We start from the raw sequence: 18,333 nt of genomic DNA, 5'->3' as shown, positions 1-18,333 counted from the left end.
AAAAGCAAGGAGAACCGATGAGCGACCGTGTGCCCCGCACGCCCGGCCGACCGCGGACGAGTCGCGACGCACTGCTCGCCGCCGCGGCGACGGTGTTCGTGGCCTCCGGCGTGGACGCGCCGGTCCGCGAGATCGCGGAGGAGGCCGGCGTCGGCGTGGGGACGATCTACCGGCACTTCCCGACCCGCTCGGAGCTCGTGGTCGCCGTCTACCGCCACCAGGTCGAGGCCTGCGCGGAGACGGGCCCACGGCTGCTCGCGGACAGCGCGACTCCGGAGGCCGCCCTCCGGGCCTGGGTCGCCCACTTCGTCGACCTCCTGGTGACCAAGCACGGCCTCGCCGGTGCGCTCCAGGGCGACAGCGCCGGATCCGACGCCCTGCACGCCTACTTCGTGGAGCGGCTCGTCCCCGTCTGCGGCGACCTGCTCGAGGCGGCACGACCCGCCCGGATCCCGGCGTCGAGCCTCAGCGGCTACATGCTCCTCAAGGGCATCGGCAACCTCTGCATCGGCGCCGCCCACGATCCGGACTACGACGCCGACACCCTCGTGCAGGCCCTCGTCACCGGAGCGCTACGGGCGGATCAGCCCTGATCGCCTCCACGGTCCGCTCGACCGCGTCCTCGACCGCCGCCCTGCGGCTCGCGTCGTCCTCGCGCTCGGACTCGTGGACGAAGACGGCCCCGCCGCGCCGGGCTCCGCAGTAGTCGATGATCCCGTGCTGGATCTGCGTCAGCAGCGCCTGCTCGTAGCCGTGCCGCTCGTAGGCCCCGGCGGAGTCCCCCGCGACGAGGACGAGGTGGACGGTCAGAGCGCCGAGCCTGCGCTGCGTGCCGTGGACGGGGTCGATGTCGAAGGCCCAGCCCGCGAGGAAGACGCGGTCGATCCAGCCCTTCAGCAGCGCGGGCATCGACCACCAGTAGACGGGGAAGACGAGCACGAGGTGGTCCACGCCGTCGAGCCGGCGCTGCTCGCGGAGGACGTCGTCGGGAACCGGGCCGACACCGCGGTAGCGGTCCCGGTCGGCCGCGCCGAACCGCGGGTCGAAGCCCTCGGCGTCGAGGTCGGCCGTCTCCACTCCGTCGGGGCCGAGCTCGTACCGCAGCCGCCGGGCGAGGGCGGCGGTGAGGGAGTCGCGGTCGGGGTGCGCGGTGACGAGGAGGGTGCTCACCGCTCCAGTGAACCGCACCCGCCCTGCGGCACCCTGGCAGGATGACCCGGTGACTCCGCACCGCTCCCCCCGCCGCCCCGACGTCGTCTCCGTCGAGCTCGTCGGTGGACCGGAGCCGCTCGAGCTCGCCCTGCACGAGTACGACCCCGAGTGGTCCGCCCTGTTCGAGGAGCACCGGCGGCGCATCCTCGGGGCCGTCCCGGGCGTGCGTGTCGAGCACATCGGCTCGACCTCCGTCCCGGGCCTGCCCGCGAAGCCGATCGTCGACGTGCTGGTCGTCGTGCCCGACGTCACGGCGGAGGAGGACCACGTCGCGCCGCTGCTCGAGGCCGGCTACGTCCTGCGCACCCGCGAGCCCGGGCACCGGCTCGTCCGCACGCCCGGACGGGACGCCCACGTCCACATCTACGAGGAGGGTCATCCCGCGATCGACGCGTACCTCCTCCTGCGCGACCGGCTGCGCACCGACCCGTCCGACCGCGAGCTCTACCGCAGCACGAAGGCGTCTCTCCTCCTCCGGCGCTGGGAGGACGGGAACGACTACGCCGAGGCGAAGTCCGCCGTGATCGCGGCCATCCTCGAGCGCGCGAGATCCTCGCAGCCCTGAGATCGATATCCGGAAGAACTGAGCGGGCTCGATAGCGCTCGCCAGGCGGTCGGCGGCTAGGCCGCACCGCACGTTCGATCGCCTCGAGCCCTCCGGCTCGGGGGCGATCGCGGTTCGGGCGTCGGAGCTTCCGAATGTCCATATGTGAAAACCTAGGGATATTAGGATCAACGCGTGCCCCGTCGCTCCCTCACCCGCTCCGCCGTCATCGATCGCGCCGCCGCGATCGCCGACGCCGATGGTCTCGCCGCCGTGACCCTGGCCGCCGTCGCCCGCTCGCTCGAGGTGCAGACGCCGAGCCTCTACACGCACGTCCGCGATCTCGCCGCACTCCGCGACGGCGTCACGGTCCTGGCCCTCGACGAGCTGTCCGACCGCATCGCCGTCGCGATCGCCGGACGCTCCGCCCGGGAGGCGCTGGACGGCTTCGCCGACGCCCACCGCTCCTTCGCGCGCGAGCGGCCGGGCCTGTGGGAGTCGCTGCAGCGCACTGCGGGGCCGGACGCGGTCGCCGCCCCGGCCGCCCGCCGCGTCGTGCAGCTCACAGATGCGGTCCTCCTCGGCTACGCGATCCCCGCCGAGGACCGGGTGCACGCCGTCCGAGTGACGGGCGCCGCTCTGAACGGCTTCCTCACCCTCGAACGGCTCGGGAGTTTCGCGCACAGCAGCCCGACCCCCGCGCAGTCGTGGAGCGAGCTCCTCGCCTGCCTGCACTTTCTTTTCAGCCACTGGACCCGCCGGAAGGACATCCCCGCATGATCAGCACACCCCTCACCGAACGGCTCGTCCACGGCGCGATCGAGCTGGAGGAGGTGCCCCGCGGAGTCCGGCCGCACCGCCTCCCCCGCGCGGTCCGCGAGCGCGATGCGGATGCGCAGCTCCTGCTGATGGAGGCGCAGCCCTCGGGTGTCCGGATCTCCTTCGTCACCGAGGCGCGACGGATCGAGCTCGACGTGCACGCGACACGGGTCGCCTATCGGGGGCTGCCCCGGCCGCGCGGCGCAGTCGACGCGGTCGTCGACGGCGAGATGACCGCCTCCCACGCGCTCACCGGAGGCGACGCGATCGAATTCGACCTCGCGACCGGTGACCGGGCCCTCCTCCCCGGACCTCTCGACACGGTCGGGCTCGACCTCCCGGCCGGGCCGTCTCGCGTGGAGCTGCTCCTCCCGCACAACGAGGCGGTGGACCTCGTGGCCCTGCGGTCCGACGCACCGCTCGAACCCGCGCCGCTCTCCGGCCCCGTCTGGCTACACCACGGCAGTTCGATCAGCCAGGGCTCGAACGCGGCGCGCCCCTCGGGCATCTGGCCGGCCGTGGCCGCCCGGGCGAGCGGCGCCCGCCTGGTGAACCTCGGCTTCGGTGGGAGCGCACTCGTCGACCCCTTCACCGCTCGCGTGATGCGGGACACTCCTGCCGACCTGATCAGTGTCGCGCTCGGCATCAACCTCGTGAACCTCGACGGCATGCGCCGCCGCACCTTCGTGCCGGCGGTGCACGGCTTCCTCGACACGATCCGCGAGGGCCATCCCGCGACGCCGCTGCTCCTCGTCACTCCGCTCTTCTGCGGGATCCACGAGGACACGCCGGGGCCGGGCGACGTCGATCCCGCGTCCTTCACGACCGGGGCGCCGCGCTTCGTCGCGACCGGCGACCCGGGCGACACCGCGAACGGACGGCTGACCCTGCGGATCGTCCGCGAGGCGCTGGCCGAGGTCGTCGCCGCGCGCTCCGACGACCCGGACCTGCGACTGCTCGACGGGCTCGCGCTCTACGGGCCGGACGACGCCCAGCGGCTCCCGCTCCCGGACGGCCTGCACCCGGATCCGGAAGCGCACGAGCTCATCGGCCGCCGGTTCGCGGAGCTCGCCTTCGGCCCGGGCGGGGCGTTCGCGCCGGAGCGCTGAGCGGCCAAGACGGAGCCCGGGCGGCCGTCCGACGCCGGGCCGTCGGTCGATCAGGATGTTGACGTCATCAGAGCCTCGTGGAAGCCTGATGTTTGCGTGAACATGCGCGAAGTCCCCGGTGCAAAGGAGCACAGCATGACGTCTCGACCACGAACGGCCGCCGCGGCGGTGGCCGCGCTGCTCGTCGCAGCACTCCTGGGGACAGGAGCGCAGTCGGCCTCGGCCGCCGTGGCCACGGATCCCGACGACGGAGTGCCGCGCACCTCGACGCCCGTGACCTACACCGACTACCCGGCGGTCCAGGACCCGGGCAGCACCGCGGCCGGCTACTTCCAGCCCTACTGGTACGACACCGACGGCCGCCACATCCAGGCGCACGGCGGCCAGATCGTCACCGTCGAGGAGGGCGGTCAGCAGGTCCAGTACTGGTACGGCGAGGACCGCACGAAGGGCTACTGGAACAGCCCCGGAGTCGCGGTCTACCGCTCCACCGACGGCCACAACTGGGAGAACAAGGGCACCGCGCTGCGCAGCGTCTCGGCTCCGGCCGACCTCGAGGCCCCCTACTTCGACGCGCTCTACGACACCGTCGACGACTCCGGAGCCCCTCGCGCCGACCGCATCGCGGAGCTCGACTACCACCTCGACACGACGCAGGCCTCGCCGAACACCGCCATCTTCGAGCGCCCGAAGGTCCTCTTCAACGAGAAGACCGGCAAGTGGGTCATGTGGTGGCACTCCGACGGCCGCATCACCCCGGGTGGCAGCACCTATGCGCGCTCGATGGCGGGAGTCGCCGTCTCGGACAGCCCGACCGGGCCCTTCACGCTCCAGGGCGTCTACCGCCTCTACAACCGCACGGACTACAAGTCCTGCACCACCTCCGCCGTGCCTGGCCAGGCACGGGACATGACCGTCTTCCAGGACGAGGACGGCACCGCGTACATCTCCTACTCCTCCGAGGAGAACTACTCGCTCTACGTGGCGAAGCTGGACGCCGACTACACCAACGTCGAGCGGACCACCACGACCGACACCCTCGACGCGAACCAGTACTCGGCCGACGGGACGTACCCCTACGTCTTCGCCGACGGTGCGGCCGGAGCACCGGTGCGCGGCACCGACTTCCAGATCGTGAAGGAGTGCGGACACCTCGAGGCGCCCGCGATCTTCGCCAACGGCGGCAAGTACTACACGATCGCCTCCGGAGCGACCGGCTGGGCGCCGAACCCGCAGACCTACTACACCGCCGACTCGATCCTCGGCGCGTGGACCCGCGGAGTCGAGAAGGGCGACGCCGACGAGAACGTCGCCTACAACGCGATCCCGGAGGGCGGCGACGGCCTGCTCTCGATCGGCGACTCCCGCAAGACCACCTTCGGCTCGCAGTCGACGAACGTCCTCACCCTCGCTCCCGGGAAGTACGTCTACATGGGCGACCGCTGGAACGAGGGCAAGTCGGACTCGACCTACGTCTGGCTCCCGATGACGGTCGGTGAGAACGGCCGCCTCGAGATGCGGAATCCGGCTCAGGAGGACCCGGCGCGCTGGGGATCCGGCTGGAACCTCTCCTACTGGGACGACAAGGGGGTCGGCGAGGGCGTCTGGTCGGTCGTGGACGCCCGTCTGCCGAAGCAGGTCCGCCGCGGCGCCGACATCGCCGCCGCGCTCCCCTCGACGGTCTCGGTCGCGAGCAACGGCTCGACCCGCGACGTCGCCGTGACCTGGGCCGCCCCCGGCCCCGCCGAGCTCGGCACGGTGCAGGTGACGGGCACGCTCGCCGCCGACGCCGGGTTCTCCTCCGGCCGCCGCTTCACCCGCACGATCGAGGTGGCGGAGCCGGGCATCGCGAACCTCGCTCCCGGAGCCTCGGTCGCGGTCTCGAGCCGCACGGATCTCGCCGGCAAGCTCATCGACGGCGACGTCAAGGGCAAGGGCTGGGACGACTGGTCCTCATCCGGCTACCCGCGCGACAGCCGCCTCTCCTTCTCCTGGGGCGCGGCGCAGAACCTCGACTCGGTCACGGTCAGCACCTACAAGGACGGTGCGACCGCCACCTGGCCGTCGAGGATCGAGGTCGAGTACCAGGTGAACGGCGCATGGACGACTTCCTCCGTCGCCACCACCCTCAGCCAGGCCGCGACCGGATCCGCCCCGACGGCGATCCTCGACCTGTCCTCCCTGCCCGACACCACGGGCCTCCGCCTGCACCTCACCAGCGCGGCGAACACGTGGCAGTCGGTCTCGGAGGTGCAGATCTGGGGCACCGCGCCGCCGACGAACGTCTGCCGCGTTCCCGGGGCCGCAGTCTCGGCGTCGTTCAGCCAGACGAAGTACGCGACCCTCCCCGCGAAGAACGCCTGCGACGGCAACGTCAGCACCCCCTGGTCGACCTGGACCGACGGCACCTTCGCCGGCAGCGCCGAGTTCACGCTGACGAACACCGAGGCGCACCGCGTCGCCGGGCTCACCTTCACCAACACCGAGGGCACCCTGGCGTCGGTGAGCGTGGCCTACCGCGCCGAGGACGGCACCTGGAAGCCGACCACCGCGCAGAACGTCGCTCCGGCGGCGAACGGCACGCTGACCACGATCCCGTTCGCGGCGGTCTCGGCCACCGGCCTGAAGCTGACCTTCTCCACGCCGGGCTCGTTCCTCAAGATCGGCGAGATCGTCGTCCCCGAGGCGGCCGCCCCGGCGCTGACGGTGCCGGTGACCGTGACGTCGCGCTGTGTGGCCGGGAAGGCGGTGCTGACTGTCCTCGCCAAGAACGGCGGCACCGCTCCGATCGACGTCGCGATGGCCTCGGCCTACGGCTCGAAGACGGTCACCGCGGTGGCCGCGGGTGCGAGCGGATCGGCCGCGTTCACCACCCGCCTGACGAGCATGCCGGGCAGCCAGGTGACGGTGACCGCCACGGCGGGCTCCGAGACCCTCGCGCAGACGGTGGCCTACCCGGCCCGCGTCTGCTGAGCGCACGGCGGCCGGTCGACCGGCCGTGACGGAGGAGGGAGTGCCCGCGGGCGCTCCCTCCTCTGCGTGTGCGGCGCATCATCCGACGCGCAGGGCGAGTGCGGGCTCGATGTGCGCGGCTCAGGGCACCAGATGCCGAAGGACGTGCCGGGCCTGGGCGGGAGCGCCGTCACGTCGATCTCCGCGGGCGAGAAGGAACGGCCGCTCCCCCGCAGGCGCTCCCCGAGAAGGAGATCGGTCGCCTGATCGATCCGGCTCAGCGCCGCCTCGTCGAGGAGGTGGGCGCACGAGCGTGGCCGAGCCCCGCTGGCGCGCTCCGCGGCACTCCACCCGGAAGCGGGGGTGCAGAGCACTTCGCGCTCCTGGTAGTAATCACAGGCGGGCGCATCGCAGAGCCCGCAGAACTGGACCGTCCGTGACCCGCACCACCCGCGCTCTCGCCGCGTTCGTCCCGACGACGACCCTCGTGCTCTCCGTGGTGTTCGCCTCCGCCGCACTCGCGCCCGAGGCGATGACCGCCCCGGAAGCGGTGTCGACGCCGACCGCCGCCTCGCCCGCGGAGGATGCGGCGCCGACTGCGGACCCCTCCGCTCCCGGTGCGGGATCCGGCGCCTCCGACCGCCGCTCCTCGAGCCCCTCCTCCGCGGACCCCGTCGACCCCGCGCAGCCGACGACCGGCTCCTCCCCCGTGAACCGGCGCTGGAGGGCGGGCTCCCCACGGTCACCGTCACCGACTCGCGCGTCGGCGCGCAGAACGACTGGTACGTCCTCGCCTCGGCGAGCGCCCTCACCGGCCCGAGCGCCTCGATCGGAGCCGACCACCTCGGCTGGACCCCGCGCCTGATCACCGGCACCGGCGCCGTCGCGGGCGATCCGGTCGCCTCCTCCCTCGAGGGCGGCGCGGGCCTGCGCGACGCGCTGCTGCTCGGAGCCGCCGGCGGGGCCGGCACCTGGAGCGCCGACGCCGAGCTGCGGCTGCTGGCCGAGCCGGACGTCGAGGCCGGCTCCTACCGCTCGACGATCACGCTGTCGCTGTTCGCCTAGGCGCGGACCAGCGCAACGGCCGGGGACCGCGCCCCGCGGTCACTCCTGAGCGACCGCGACCGCCACGACGAGCGCGGAGTGGACCGTCGGCTCCGAGACGGCGAAGTAGCGGCTCGAGCCCTCGATCCAGGCCTCGGTCGCACCCTCCCTGGTGCGGAAGCGGACGGGCTCGTCGCTCGAGGTCCCGCGCCCGTCGGCCTTCGCGACCGCCTGCGAGCGCAGATCGGCGAGCACCTGCTCCGCCGTCGTCGCCCCGGAGGCCACGCGGTCGCGGACGGTGCGGGCGCGCACCGCGTCGATCCCGATGTCGCGTCCGGTCGCCAGCGCCGCGACCACCGCGCCGTCGCAGTGCGCGATGCTGATCCGCATCCGCTCCAGCGCCGGGTGCTCGCCGCGGAGCACCGGGCGGCCGTGCGGTCCGGAGCAGCGCTCGCAGCGCGCGTCCACGGCGACCTCGAGGGGATCGATCCCGAGCGTCTCGGCGGCCAGCTCGCGCACGAGGACCCGGCCGAGGAGGAACCCGTCCCGGACCTCGCGCCGACTCGTCGCCTCGTAGCGCAGGCGCTCGGCGAGGGTGAGCAGGCGCAGCATCCGGTGGCGGGCGGAGTCGAGGACCTCGGGCCGCGCCCAGCGCAGCTGCACGTCGTCGGTGGCGAGGAGGGGGAGTCCGGTCATGCCCCGGACGCTACGCACGCCAGGCGACATCGGCGTGACGGGAGGGTGGCCGGAGGGAGACGGGCCGCTGTTGACTGGGAGGCGTGCAGACCTTCCTCCCCTACCCCGACTTCCACCGCAGCGTCCGCGCCCTCGACGGCAAGCGGCTCGGCAAGCAGCGCGTCGAGACGCTGCAGGTCATGCGGGCGCTGACCGTCCCGGGGTACGGCTGGCAGAACCACCCCGTCACGCGGATGTGGCGGGGCTACCGGCCGGCGCTGATGACCTACCAGCGCGAGACCTGCGCGGAGTGGACGGAGCGCGGCTTCGCCGACACGTGCCTCGTGAAGACCGAGGAGGCCCTCGCCGCCGCCCCGGAGGATCTCGCCGCCTACCTGACCGGCGACTACCCGCTCCCGCCGTGGTTCGGCGACGAGCGGCTGCACCTCTCGCACCGCTCGAAGCTCGTGGCCAAGGACGAGGACCACTACGGCCCGCTGTTCCCCGGGACGCCGCCGGGGCTCGACTACCTCTGGCCCGTCGGCGCCTGAGCTCAGGCCGCGGGCGGGCGGAGGAACGGGATCGCGATGCGCGGACGGAACACCTCGCGCTGGTTCGCCTTCACCAGTCCGCAGATGATCAGCACGAAGTGCACCAGCCAGAGCACGGCGAACAGCGTGATCGGGATGCCGATCGGATAGAAGTCCTTCGCGAGCGGGGTGTCGGAGGCGGCGAAGAGCAGCACGACGTGCGCGCCGAGCGTCACGACCCCGATCAGGATCACCGTCAGGCCCCAGTTCGCCGCGTTCCGCGCGTTCTCGGCGGCGAGCCCGCCCTTCCTCCGGGCGGACGGGTACACGGAGGCCATGACGATGCCGCCCACGATCAGGCTGAGGAACGGGATCCCGATGAACGCGAGGAAGCCGAGAGCGTACGAGAGGGCGCCCGTGGGCGGTGCGGGGACGGCCTGCGGAGGAGCGACCGGAGCGGCCTCCGGGGTCGTCGCGTCGGCCGGTCGAAGGTCGGAGGAGGGGCTCGCCATGCCGACAGCCTAGGGAACGCCGTCCCCCGGGGGCGGTCAGGGTCTTTTCAGGCCTCTGGCCGGGCCTTCGTCTTCGGGGGCTCTCGGGTTAGTCTGTCGAGGTTGACCTGCCGCACGGAGCGTGCAGGGCGTCGGCCGCGGTCGTCGCAGCATCCGGGGGGATTCGCGAAGGAGAAGGTTTGGCGTCCGACAGAAGGACCACCGGTGGTGTGGTCAAGGCGATCGTGGGCTTCCTGGGCATGAGCGTCGTGGCCGGAGTCCTCGTGACCGCCACCGTCACCCCGGCCGTGGCGCTCGCCGGAGTCGCCGCGAACCAGTCGATCGGCGTCTTCGACGGCCTGCCCGACTACCTCGAGGTCGACAAGCTCTCCGAGAAGAGCAACATCTACGCGACCGGCTCCGACGGCCCGCAGCTGCTCGCCTCCTTCTACGTCGAGAACCGCGTCGAGGTGCCGCTCGACCGCATCGCCCAGGCCGCCAAGGACGCCGCCGTCTCGGGTGAGGACCCCCGCTTCTACGACCACGGCGGAGTCGACCTCCCCGGCACCCTCCGCGCCGTCGCGCAGACCTATGTGCTCGGCAACGACGTGCAGGGCGGATCCTCGATCACCCAGCAGTACGTGAAGAACGTCCTCGTCGAGAAGGCCGTCCGCAACATCTCGGACGACGCCGAGCGCGCGGCCGCGATCGACGAGGCCACCCGGACCTCCCCCGAGCGGAAGCTCCGCGAGATGAAGCTCGCCATCGGCCTCGAGAAGCAGTACACGAAGGACCAGATCCTCCAGGGCTACCTCAACATCGCGTTCTTCGGAGGCACCACCTACGGCCTCGAGACCGCCGCGAACTACTACTACGCGACCTCGGCCGCGGACCTCTCGATCGCCCAGGCCGCGAGCCTCATCGCGATCGTCAACAACCCGGCCGTCCTGCGGATCGACCAGCCCGACAACCCGGACAACGGCGCCGCGAACGGCTACGCCCGCAACAAGGACCGCCGCGACTACATCATCGGCAAGATGCTCGAGGAGGGGAAGATCTCGCAGGAGGACCACGACGCCGCCGTCGCCGCTCCGATCGAGCCCCGCATCACCCAGCCCAGCACCGGCTGCTCGACCGCGGGCAACGCGGGCTTCTTCTGCGACTACGTCACCAACGTCCTGAAGAACAACGAGATCTTCGGCGCCGACGAGGACACCCGCTGGACCAACTTCCGCCGCGGCGGCCTCGACGTCTACACGACGCTCGACGTCGGCCTGCAGGACGCGGCCGTCGCCGCCGTCGACGCGCAGGTCCCGCAGACCTGGAACTTCGACGTCGGAGCCGTCTCCGTCAGCGTCGAGGTCGGATCCGGGCGCGTGCTCGCGATGACGCAGAACAAGAAGTACTCGCAGGATCCGGACGTCCTCGCGACCGACCCGTCCTACAGCGCCGTGAACTACAGCACCGATCGGGCCAACGGCGGATCCTCCGGGATCCAGCCGGGCTCGACCTACAAGCTCTTCACCCTGGTGGAGTGGCTGAAGGAAGGCCACAGCATCAACGAGTCGGTCGACGGGACGCGCAAGTCCACCTGGGGCACCTTCACGGACTCCTGCGTCTCCGGCGGCACCGACACGAGCAACGAGACGAGCGCGAAGAACGACGAGGGCGGAACCGGCGAGGTCGGCACCCCGGTGTCCTTCACGAAGACCTCCCTCAACACCGGCTTCGTCGGCATGGCCCGTGAGCTCGACCTGTGCGGCATCCGCGACACCGCGGTCGACATGGGCGTGAAGCAGGGCAGCGGCGAGGAGCTCGAGCACAACCCGTCGTCGGTGCTCGGCACGAACTACGTCTCGCCCCTCTCGATGGCCGGCGCCTTCGCCACCATCGCCTCCGGCGGCACGACCTGCGACCCCGTCGCGATCGACCGCATCACCGACTCCGCCGGAGCCGACCAGCCGGTGCCCCCGGCGAACTGCCGCCAGTCGATCGACCGCAACGTCGCCGCCACCGCGGCCGTCGCGCTGCAGGCGACCTTCACCGGCGGCGGGACGGCCGTGGCCTCCCGCACCGGCGACGGCGTTCCGCTGATCGGCAAGACCGGCACCACCGACGACGCGAAGGCCACCTGGATGACCGGAGCGAGCACCCGCGTCGCGACCGCCGTCGGCGTGTTCAACGTGAAGGGTGACGCGAACCTGCGCCTCGGCCGCTACTCCTTCGACTCCGGATCCGCCGCCACCGCGCGCCACCGCATCTGGCCGGTCGTCATGCGCGCCGCCGACGCGACGTACGGCGGGACGGCGTTCCCGGAGGCCGACGGCTCGCTGCAGGTCGTCCCGAAGGTCGACATCCCGGATGTCGTCGGGCTCTCCTCCGCCGACGCCGAGGCCAAGCTCGAGGCGGCCGGCTTCGGCGTCGTGCAGGGCGGCACGGAGGCGAGCGACGCCGCGGTCGGGACGGTCACCCGCGCCGACCCGTCGGGCTCGGCCCCGCGCGGCACCGCGATCACCGTGTTCACCAGCTCCGGCAACCAGAAGACCGTGCCGAACGTGACGGGCCAGGACCTGGAGGCCGCGAAGAACGCCTTCGGCGCCGCCGGCTTCACGAAGATCACGCTCGCCTGCGCCGAGGACCCGAAGGCGCCCGACGCCGGCCAGGTCACCGGGCAGGAGCCGGCCGGCGGCTCCCCCGTCGCTCCGGACGCCACGCTGAAGGTGACGATCACCGCGAAGAAGTGCCCCTGACCGGCGCCCGACGGCTCGCGAGAACGCGTCCGGCCCGCGAGGATCCTCGGATCCCGCGGGCCGGACGCGTTCCTGTCGGACGACGGCGTCGGAGCCGGAGCTACTGCCCTCGCCCCCGGATCGCGCCGACGATCGCGACGGTCGCGAAGTAGACGATGAGGGCCAGCACGCCGAACGAGGCGAGCGCCCCGCTGGCCTCGGCCCAGGGCCGTCGCTCGTCCGTCATGGTGCCGGGCATGACGATGTCGAGGGCGAACATCCCCACCGCCAGGGCGAAGCAGACGAGGCTCAGCACGAGCAGCGCCCGGACCGCCTTGCCCACGGGGTCGTAGTAGCGCGGGTTCGACATCGTGCCTCCGGTTCTCGTGCTCTCGTGTCTATCCCCCCCGGACCGCTGTGGCAAGCCGTGGGGGCGCGAAGACCCCCGCCCCTCCCCCTCCGCGGGCGCCGCTCTCGACGACGGGCGGTGCCGTCGTCACGAGCGGTGTCTCGCGGGAGGAGGAGGGACGGGGGTCGGAGCGGGACCGGCTACGCGGCCAGCGGGAGGGCGGCGGCCGAGGTCACCAGCAGCTCGCCGGCGACGGCGTCGACGCGGACCGCGCCTCCGTCGGAGACCTCGCCGCTGACGAACAGGTCGGCGATCCGGTCGTCGATGGAGCGCTGGACGAGCCGGCGCAGGGGCCGGGCGCCGTACTGCGGCTCGTAGCCGTTCTCGGCGAGCCAGTCGACGGCCGCCTCCGTCACCTCGAGCGTCACCTCGCGGGGAGCGAGGCGGGAGCGCGTGGTGTCGAGGACGATGCCGACGATCTCCCGCAGCTGCTCGCGGCCGAGGCGGCGGAACAGGACGATCTCGTCGATCCGGTTGAGGAACTCGGGGCGCATCGCCTCGCGGAGACGGCCCATGACGCGATCGCGCAGGTCCTTCTCCGAGGCGAAGCCCTCGGCAGACGCGTCGCTCTGAGCGACGAAGCCGAGCGCACCCGACCGCGAGGCCAGGAACTCCGAGCCGAGGTTCGAGGTCATGATGATCACCGTGTTGCGGAAGTCGACCGTCCGCCCCTGGCCGTCGGTCAGACGCCCGTCGTCGAGCACCTGCAGCAGCAGGTTGAACACGTCGGGGTGCGCCTTCTCGATCTCGTCGAAGAGGACCACCGAGTACGGGTTCCGGCGCACGCGCTCGGTCAGCTGACCGGCCTCGTCGTAGCCGACGTACCCGGGAGGGGCGCCGACCAGCCGCGAGACCGTGTGACGCTCGCCGAACTCGCTCATGTCGAAGCGGATGACCGACTGCTCATCGGCGAAGAGGGAGCCCGCGAGGGTGCGCGCCAGCTCCGTCTTGCCGACACCGGTCGGACCGAGGAAGAGGAACGAGCCGACCGGGCGCGAGGAGTCGCCGAGGCCTGTGCGGCTGCGGCGGACGGCCCGGGCGACCGCGGTGACCGCGTCGTCCTGGCCGATGACCCGCTGGTGCAGCTCGGTCTCGAGGTGGGCGAGGCGCTCGCGCTCCCCCTCCGTGAGCCGCGACACCGGGATGCCGGTGGCGCGGGCGATGACGGCCGCGATCTCGGTCTCGCCGACGACCGCCTCCGCGGGGGCGCTGCCGGTGGCCGCGTCGAGCTCCGCCTGCACGGCGCTGATCTCGTCGCGGACGCGGGACGCCTCCTCGTAGTGCTCGGCCGAGACGGCCGCGTTCTTGTCGGCCTCCAGGGTCGCCAGACGCTCGAGCAGAGCTCCGGTGTCGACGCCGGCTCCGAGGCGGAGGCGGAGGCGCGCGCCGGCCTGGTCGATCAGGTCGATCGCCTTGTCGGGCAGCACGCGGTCGGTGAGGTACCGGGCCGAGAGCTCGACGGAGGCGCGGAGTGCCTCGTCCGTGAAGCGCACGCGGTGGTGCTCCTCGTAGGCGGGGCGCAGGCCGTGCAGGATGGCGACCGCGTCCTCGATGCCGGGCTCGCCGACGCGGACCGGCTGGAAGCGCCGCTCCAGTGCCGGGTCCTTCTCGATGGTGCGGAACTCCTTGAGCGTGGTGGCGCCGACGAGGTGCAGCTCGCCCCGGGCCAGACGCGGCTTGAGGATGTTGCCCGCGTCCATGCCGCCCTCGCCGCCGCCGCCCGCACCGACCACGGTGTGGACCTCGTCGATGAAGACGATCAGCTCGCCGGAGTGCGCCGCGATCTCGTCCATGGTGCCGGTGAGGCGCTCCTCGAAGTCGCCGCGGTAGCGGGTGCCGGCCAGCATGCCGGGGAGGTCGAGCGAGATCACGCGCTTGCCGCGCAGCTGCTCGGGGACCTCCTCCGCCACGATCGCGCGGGCCAGGCCCTCGACGATGGCGGTCTTGCCGACGCCGGCCTCGCCGACGAGCACCGGGTTGTTCTTGGTGCGGCGGCTGAGGATCTCGACGGTCTGCTCGATCTCGTCGGCGCGCCCGATGACCGGGTCGAGCCGGCCCTCGCGGGCGAGAGCGGTGAGGTCGGTGCCGAACTTGTCGAGCATCGGAGTGTCGGAGGCGGGCTGTCCCGCCTCCTGCTGCTGCGGGGCCTCGGTCTCGCGCATGCCCTGGGTGAGGGCCTCGGCGGTGACGCCGGCGCGGGCGAGGACCTGCCCGGCGGGGGCGTCCTGGCCGAGCACGAGCGCGAAGAAGAGGTGCTCGGGCTCGATGTAGGTCGAGCCGCTGGAGCGGGCGACCTGGTAGGCGTGGAACAGCGCGCGCTGCGCGCTGGGGGTGATGGTGGCCGCGTTCTGCGAGGCGTGGGCCTCGTCGGCCTGCGGGAGGCGCGCCTCCGCGGCGGTGGCGATGGCGGCGGGGTCGACGCCGATGCGGCGCACGGCCTGCGAGACGGTCTCGTCGTCGATGAGCACGCGGAGCACGTGCAGGGCGTCGAGCTCGGTCTGGCCGCGCTCGAGGGCGAAGCGTCCTGCGGACTGCAGGATGTCGCGGGTACGGGCGGTGAGGAATCGGCTGAGGTCGATCGACCGCGCCGCGCGGGCGCGCTCACCGTCGAGGTAGCGGGCGAGGAAGTCGTCGAACGAGCTCGCTCCGGCCTCGCTGTAGTTGTCGGGCACCTGTCCTCCTGAGGAAGTTGAGTCGGTTACGCTCAAGTTCAACGCAGGGTTGCCGTTCCTATTCCCGCCCCTCCCCCGCGAGATGCCGCTTCGGTCCACGGCACACCGCGGCGGGCGTTCCGACCGGCGTCTCGCGGGGACGGGAAGAGGCACGGACTCCGGGGAGTCCGTGCCTCTCTGCGCCGACGCGCATTTCCTCCGGGGTGGGAGCTCTAGGGGATGAGGTAGCCCGCCGCGCGGAACAGCTCGTACCACTCCGGCCGCGTGAGCGGCAGATCGGAGCCGAGGGCCGCATCGCGCACGCGCTGCTCGTTGGTCGTGCCGAGCACGACCTGCATGCCCGCCGGGTGGCGGGTGATCCAGGCGGTGGCCACGGCGATCGCCGGGACCCCGTACGTCGCTGCGAGCCGGTCGATGACGGCGTTCAGCTCGGGGTAGGCCGGGTTGTCGAGGAAGACGCCGGTGAAGAACCCCGCCTGGAAGGGCGACCAGGCCTGGACGGTGATGCCGTTCAGGCGGCAGTAGTCGAGGATGCCGGCGTCGCGCATGACGGACTGATCCTCGCCGACCATGTTGGAGGCGACGCCCTGCGCGATCAGCGGCGCATGGGTGATCGAGAGCTGCAGCTGGTTCGCCACGATCGGCTGGTTCAGCGACTTCTTCAGCAGCTCGATCTGGTACGGCGTCTGGTTCGAGACGCCGAAGTGCTTCACCTTGCCGGACGCGTGCAGCTCGTCGAACGCGCGGGCCACCTCATCGGGCTCGACGAGCGCGTCGGGCCGGTGCAGGAGCAGCACGTCGACGTAGTCGGTGCGCAGCGCCTTCAGCGAGCCCTCGACCGAGGCGATGAGGTGCTCGTACGAGAAGTCGAAGTAGGGGCCGTCCGGGACGATGCCCGCCTTGGTCTGCAGGACGACGTGCTCACGCTCCGACGGGGTGAGCGCCATCGCCTCGGCGAAGCGCTCCTCGCAGCGGTGCAGCTCGCCGCCGTACACGTCGGCGTGGTCGAAGAAGTCGATGCCGGAGTCGCGGGCGGCGCCGACGAGGCCGCGGATCGCCTCGTCGCTCATCTCGGGGATGCGCATGAGGCCGAGGACGACGTTCGGGGAGTCGACACCGGAGGTGCCGAGGGGGACGTGCTTCACAGGGAGTGCTCCTTCGTTGGATACCTCGTCCACGGTAGGCGCCCCGCCTGGGCGCCGTCCAACAGGGGGTGCTGGTGCGATTCATCCGGCGGAGTGGTGAATCGGCGGAGGGCGTCGAGGATGCCGGACGAACGTGGTGCCGCGACCCCGATTCCGCGGCAGGGAGGGAGTCCTTCGTCGTTCGTCCTGAGTTCTGAACGGCTTGTCCGCGCATCGCGACGGTGGAAGGCTGCCGCCATGACGATCGAGGTGCGCGCAGCCACCGTCTTCGACGACCTGGCGACGATGGTCGGCCCGAAGCGCCCCGACGCGAGCGTGTGCTGGTGCCTGAGCTACCGGCTCCGCTCCTCCGTCGAGAACCGGGCTCTCGCCGGTCCCGCTCGCGGCGCCCGGGTGCGGGAGCTCGTCGCGGAAGATCCTCCGCCCGGCGTCCTCGCGTACGACGGCGACGAGGTGGTCGGCTGGGCGGCGGTGCACCCCCGGGCCGACACGAGCTACGCGACGAACCGGCGCATCCCGCACGTGGACGCCCTCGACGTGTGGAGCGTGTGGTGCCTGCGCGTGCGGCCCGGCTTCCGCGGGCGCGGAATCTCGCATCCGCTGCTCGAGGGCGCCGTCGAGTTCGCCCGAGCCCACGGGGCACCGGCGATCGAGGGCTACCCGGTCGACAACGCCGGTGCGGAGGTCGACCGGACGATGGCGTACGTCGGCACGCGCTCGCTGTTCGAGCGCGCCGGCTTCGAGAAGGCCGCGGACACGACCTCGGTGCTCGACGGCTTCCCCCGGGTGCTGATGCGCCTGGCCCTCTGAGGCGCGCACGACGGCCGCTCCGGCCCCGCTCCGCGAGACACCGACGTGTCGCCGAGGCGCCGCCGACAGGACGGCGCCTCGGCGACAGGGCGGCGCCTCGCCGGGTGCGGTGACCCGGCGCCCGCCCGCCGCCCGGAGACGAGGAACGGCCCCTCACCCGCGAGGGGAGGGGCCGTTCGCCGTGGAGGCCGGGACGTGGTGTCGACGCCTAGAAGTCCCAGTCCTCGTCCTCGGTGTTCACGGCCTTGCCGATCACGTAGGAGGAGCCGGAGCCCGAGAAGAAGTCGTGGTTCTCGTCCGCGTTGGGCGAGAGGGCCGACAGGATCGCGGGGTTCACATCGGTGACCTGCTTGGGGAACATCGGCTCGTAGCCGAGGTTCATCAGCGCCTTGTTGGCGTTGTAGTGCAGGAACTTCTTGACGTCCTCGGTCAGGCCGAGCTGGTCGTAGAGGTCCTGCGTGTACTGCGCCTCGTTGTCGTAGAGCTCGTAGAGCAGCGAGAACGTGTAGTCCTTGATCTCGTCGCGCTTGGCCTGGTCGACCCGCTCGAGTCCCTTCTGGAACTTGTAGCCGATGTAGTAGCCGTGCACGGCCTCGTCGCGGATGATCAGGCGCACGAGGTCGGCCGTGTTGGTGAGCTTGGCACGCGAGGACCAGTACATCGGCAGGTAGAAGCCCGAGTAGAAGAGGAAGGACTCCAGCAGCGTGGAGGCGACCTTCCGCTTCAGCGGGTCGTCGCCGCGGTAGTAGTCCATCACGATGGACGCCTTCTTCTGCAGGTTCGGGTTCTCCATCGACCAGCGGAAGGCCTCGTCGATGTCCTGGGTGTTCGACAGGGTCGAGAACACCGAGGAGTACGACTTGGCGTGGACCGACTCCATGAACGCGATGTTCGTGTAGACGGCCTCCTCGTGAGGCGTGATCGCGTCCGGGATGAGCGAGACGGCGCCGACGGTGCCCTGCACGGTGTCGAGCAGGGTGAGCCCGGTGAACACGCGCATGGTGAGCTGCTGCTCCTGGTGCGTGAGCGTGTTCCACGACTGGATGTCGTTCGACAGCGGGACCTTCTCGGGCAGCCAGAAGTTGCTCGTGAGGCGGTTCCACACCTCGACGTCCTTGTCGTCCTGGATCCGGTTCCAGTTGATCGCCTGGACGGAGTCGACGAGCTTGAGCTTCTCGGGGGGAGTCATGAT

General features: G+C 71.7%; 15 protein-coding genes. 8 read left to right on the top strand and 7 right to left on the bottom strand.

The features are described from left to right. The first annotated feature begins 17 nt into the window (after nucleotides 1-17). Entirely contained in the window at nucleotides 18-593 is a 576-nt protein-coding gene (locus tag C5C53_RS12230) for a TetR/AcrR family transcriptional regulator (RefSeq protein ID WP_104224979.1), read from the top strand. On the opposite strand, the gene C5C53_RS12225 is transcribed toward C5C53_RS12230, so the two are convergent. Continuing rightward, nucleotides 562-1,170: an NAD(P)H-dependent oxidoreductase gene (locus C5C53_RS12225; protein WP_104224978.1), complete on the bottom strand. Its 609-nt coding sequence runs from the start codon at nucleotides 1,168-1,170 to the stop codon at nucleotides 562-564. The genes C5C53_RS12230 and C5C53_RS12225 overlap by 32 nt on opposite strands. Nucleotides 1,171-1,219: 49 nt before the next feature. Here C5C53_RS12225 and C5C53_RS12220 point away from each other — a divergent pair, with 49 nt between their 5' ends. The 4 genes from C5C53_RS12220 to C5C53_RS12205 all read left to right on the top strand — a co-directional run bounded on the left by C5C53_RS12220 (nucleotide 1,220) and on the right by C5C53_RS12205 (nucleotide 6,657). Continuing rightward, nucleotides 1,220-1,777, top strand: a complete 558-nt coding sequence (locus tag C5C53_RS12220; RefSeq protein WP_104224977.1) for a GrpB family protein — start codon at nucleotides 1,220-1,222, stop codon at nucleotides 1,775-1,777. Between the two features lie 174 nt (nucleotides 1,778-1,951). Beyond that, entirely contained in the window at nucleotides 1,952-2,536 is a 585-nt protein-coding gene (locus tag C5C53_RS12215) for a TetR-like C-terminal domain-containing protein (RefSeq protein ID WP_104224976.1), read from the top strand. After that, nucleotides 2,533-3,684 (top strand): GDSL-type esterase/lipase family protein, encoded by a 1,152-nt coding sequence (locus tag C5C53_RS12210; protein ID WP_104224975.1) that lies wholly within the window; start codon nucleotides 2,533-2,535, stop codon nucleotides 3,682-3,684. The genes C5C53_RS12215 and C5C53_RS12210 overlap by 4 nt, the downstream gene beginning before the upstream one ends. 135 nt (nucleotides 3,685-3,819) lie before the next feature. After that, complete coding sequence (locus C5C53_RS12205; RefSeq protein WP_104224974.1) at nucleotides 3,820-6,657, top strand: discoidin domain-containing protein; 2,838 nt, start codon at nucleotides 3,820-3,822, stop codon at nucleotides 6,655-6,657. 1,083 nt (nucleotides 6,658-7,740) lie between these two features. Here the strand turns inward: C5C53_RS12205 and C5C53_RS12190 are convergent. After that, nucleotides 7,741-8,376: a 4'-phosphopantetheinyl transferase superfamily protein gene (locus C5C53_RS12190; protein WP_104224364.1), complete on the bottom strand. Its 636-nt coding sequence runs from the start codon at nucleotides 8,374-8,376 to the stop codon at nucleotides 7,741-7,743. Nucleotides 8,377-8,459: 83 nt separating this feature from the next. Between C5C53_RS12190 and C5C53_RS12185 the strand changes: the two genes are divergently transcribed. Continuing rightward, entirely contained in the window at nucleotides 8,460-8,906 is a 447-nt protein-coding gene (locus tag C5C53_RS12185; protein ID WP_104224363.1) for an MSMEG_6728 family protein, read from the top strand. Nucleotides 8,907-8,908: 2 nt separating this feature from the next. Here C5C53_RS12185 and C5C53_RS12180 read toward each other — a convergent pair whose 3' ends face one another. Then, on the bottom strand, nucleotides 8,909-9,397 hold the full coding sequence (locus C5C53_RS12180; protein ID WP_104224362.1) for a DUF4870 domain-containing protein: 489 nt from the start codon (nucleotides 9,395-9,397) through the stop codon (nucleotides 8,909-8,911). A 179-nt stretch (nucleotides 9,398-9,576) separates the two neighbouring features. Between C5C53_RS12180 and C5C53_RS12175 the strand changes: the two genes are divergently transcribed. After that, on the top strand, nucleotides 9,577-12,126 hold the full coding sequence (locus C5C53_RS12175; RefSeq protein ID WP_258062338.1) for a transglycosylase domain-containing protein: 2,550 nt from the start codon (nucleotides 9,577-9,579) through the stop codon (nucleotides 12,124-12,126). 100 nt (nucleotides 12,127-12,226) lie between these two features. Here C5C53_RS12175 and C5C53_RS12170 read toward each other — a convergent pair whose 3' ends face one another. The 3 genes from C5C53_RS12170 to C5C53_RS12160 form a co-directional block, all read right to left on the bottom strand. Next, on the bottom strand, nucleotides 12,227-12,475 hold the full coding sequence (locus C5C53_RS12170) for a hypothetical protein (RefSeq protein ID WP_104224361.1): 249 nt from the start codon (nucleotides 12,473-12,475) through the stop codon (nucleotides 12,227-12,229). Nucleotides 12,476-12,654: 179 nt separating this feature from the next. Beyond that, nucleotides 12,655-15,186, bottom strand: coding sequence for an ATP-dependent Clp protease ATP-binding subunit (locus C5C53_RS12165; protein WP_104267665.1), 2,532 nt, complete (start codon nucleotides 15,184-15,186; stop codon nucleotides 12,655-12,657). A gap of 212 nt (nucleotides 15,187-15,398) precedes the next feature. Next, the gene (locus C5C53_RS12160) at nucleotides 15,399-16,331 is read right to left on the bottom strand and encodes an aldo/keto reductase family oxidoreductase (protein ID WP_258062337.1); all 933 of its coding nucleotides are present in this window, start codon (nucleotides 16,329-16,331) and stop codon (nucleotides 15,399-15,401) included. Between the two features lie 237 nt (nucleotides 16,332-16,568). Here C5C53_RS12160 and C5C53_RS12155 point away from each other — a divergent pair, with 237 nt between their 5' ends. Continuing rightward, entirely contained in the window at nucleotides 16,569-17,141 is a 573-nt protein-coding gene (locus C5C53_RS12155; protein WP_104224359.1) for a GNAT family N-acetyltransferase, read from the top strand. 208 nt (nucleotides 17,142-17,349) lie between these two features. On the opposite strand, the gene nrdF is transcribed toward C5C53_RS12155, so the two are convergent. Then, complete coding sequence (nrdF, locus tag C5C53_RS12150) at nucleotides 17,350-18,330, bottom strand: class 1b ribonucleoside-diphosphate reductase subunit beta (protein WP_104224358.1); 981 nt, start codon at nucleotides 18,328-18,330, stop codon at nucleotides 17,350-17,352. Between the last annotated feature and the right edge of the window lie 3 nt (nucleotides 18,331-18,333).

This window comes from Rathayibacter sp. AY1E3 (assembly GCF_002932235.1).
GTDB lineage: Bacteria > Actinomycetota > Actinomycetes > Actinomycetales > Microbacteriaceae > Rathayibacter.
This window is presented reverse-complemented; position numbering and strand designations above follow the sequence as displayed.

What these genes read in the sequence shown, in the direction of transcription:
- C5C53_RS12230 (WP_104224979.1), top strand. Translation starts at nt 18, where the DNA reads ATGAGCGACCGTGTGCCCCGCACGCCCGGCCGACCGCGGACGAGTCGC.
- C5C53_RS12190 (WP_104224364.1), bottom strand. Translation starts at nt 8,376, where the DNA reads ATGACCGGACTCCCCCTCCTCGCCACCGACGACGTGCAGCTGCGCTGG.
- nrdF (WP_104224358.1), bottom strand. Translation starts at nt 18,330, where the DNA reads ATGACTCCCCCCGAGAAGCTCAAGCTCGTCGACTCCGTCCAGGCGATC.
- C5C53_RS12210 (WP_104224975.1), top strand. Translation starts at nt 2,533, where the DNA reads ATGATCAGCACACCCCTCACCGAACGGCTCGTCCACGGCGCGATCGAG.
- C5C53_RS12155 (WP_104224359.1), top strand. Translation starts at nt 16,569, where the DNA reads ATGACGATCGAGGTGCGCGCAGCCACCGTCTTCGACGACCTGGCGACG.
- C5C53_RS12170 (WP_104224361.1), bottom strand. Translation starts at nt 12,475, where the DNA reads ATGTCGAACCCGCGCTACTACGACCCCGTGGGCAAGGCGGTCCGGGCG.
- C5C53_RS12205 (WP_104224974.1), top strand. Translation starts at nt 3,820, where the DNA reads ATGACGTCTCGACCACGAACGGCCGCCGCGGCGGTGGCCGCGCTGCTC.
- C5C53_RS12180 (WP_104224362.1), bottom strand. Translation starts at nt 9,397, where the DNA reads ATGGCGAGCCCCTCCTCCGACCTTCGACCGGCCGACGCGACGACCCCG.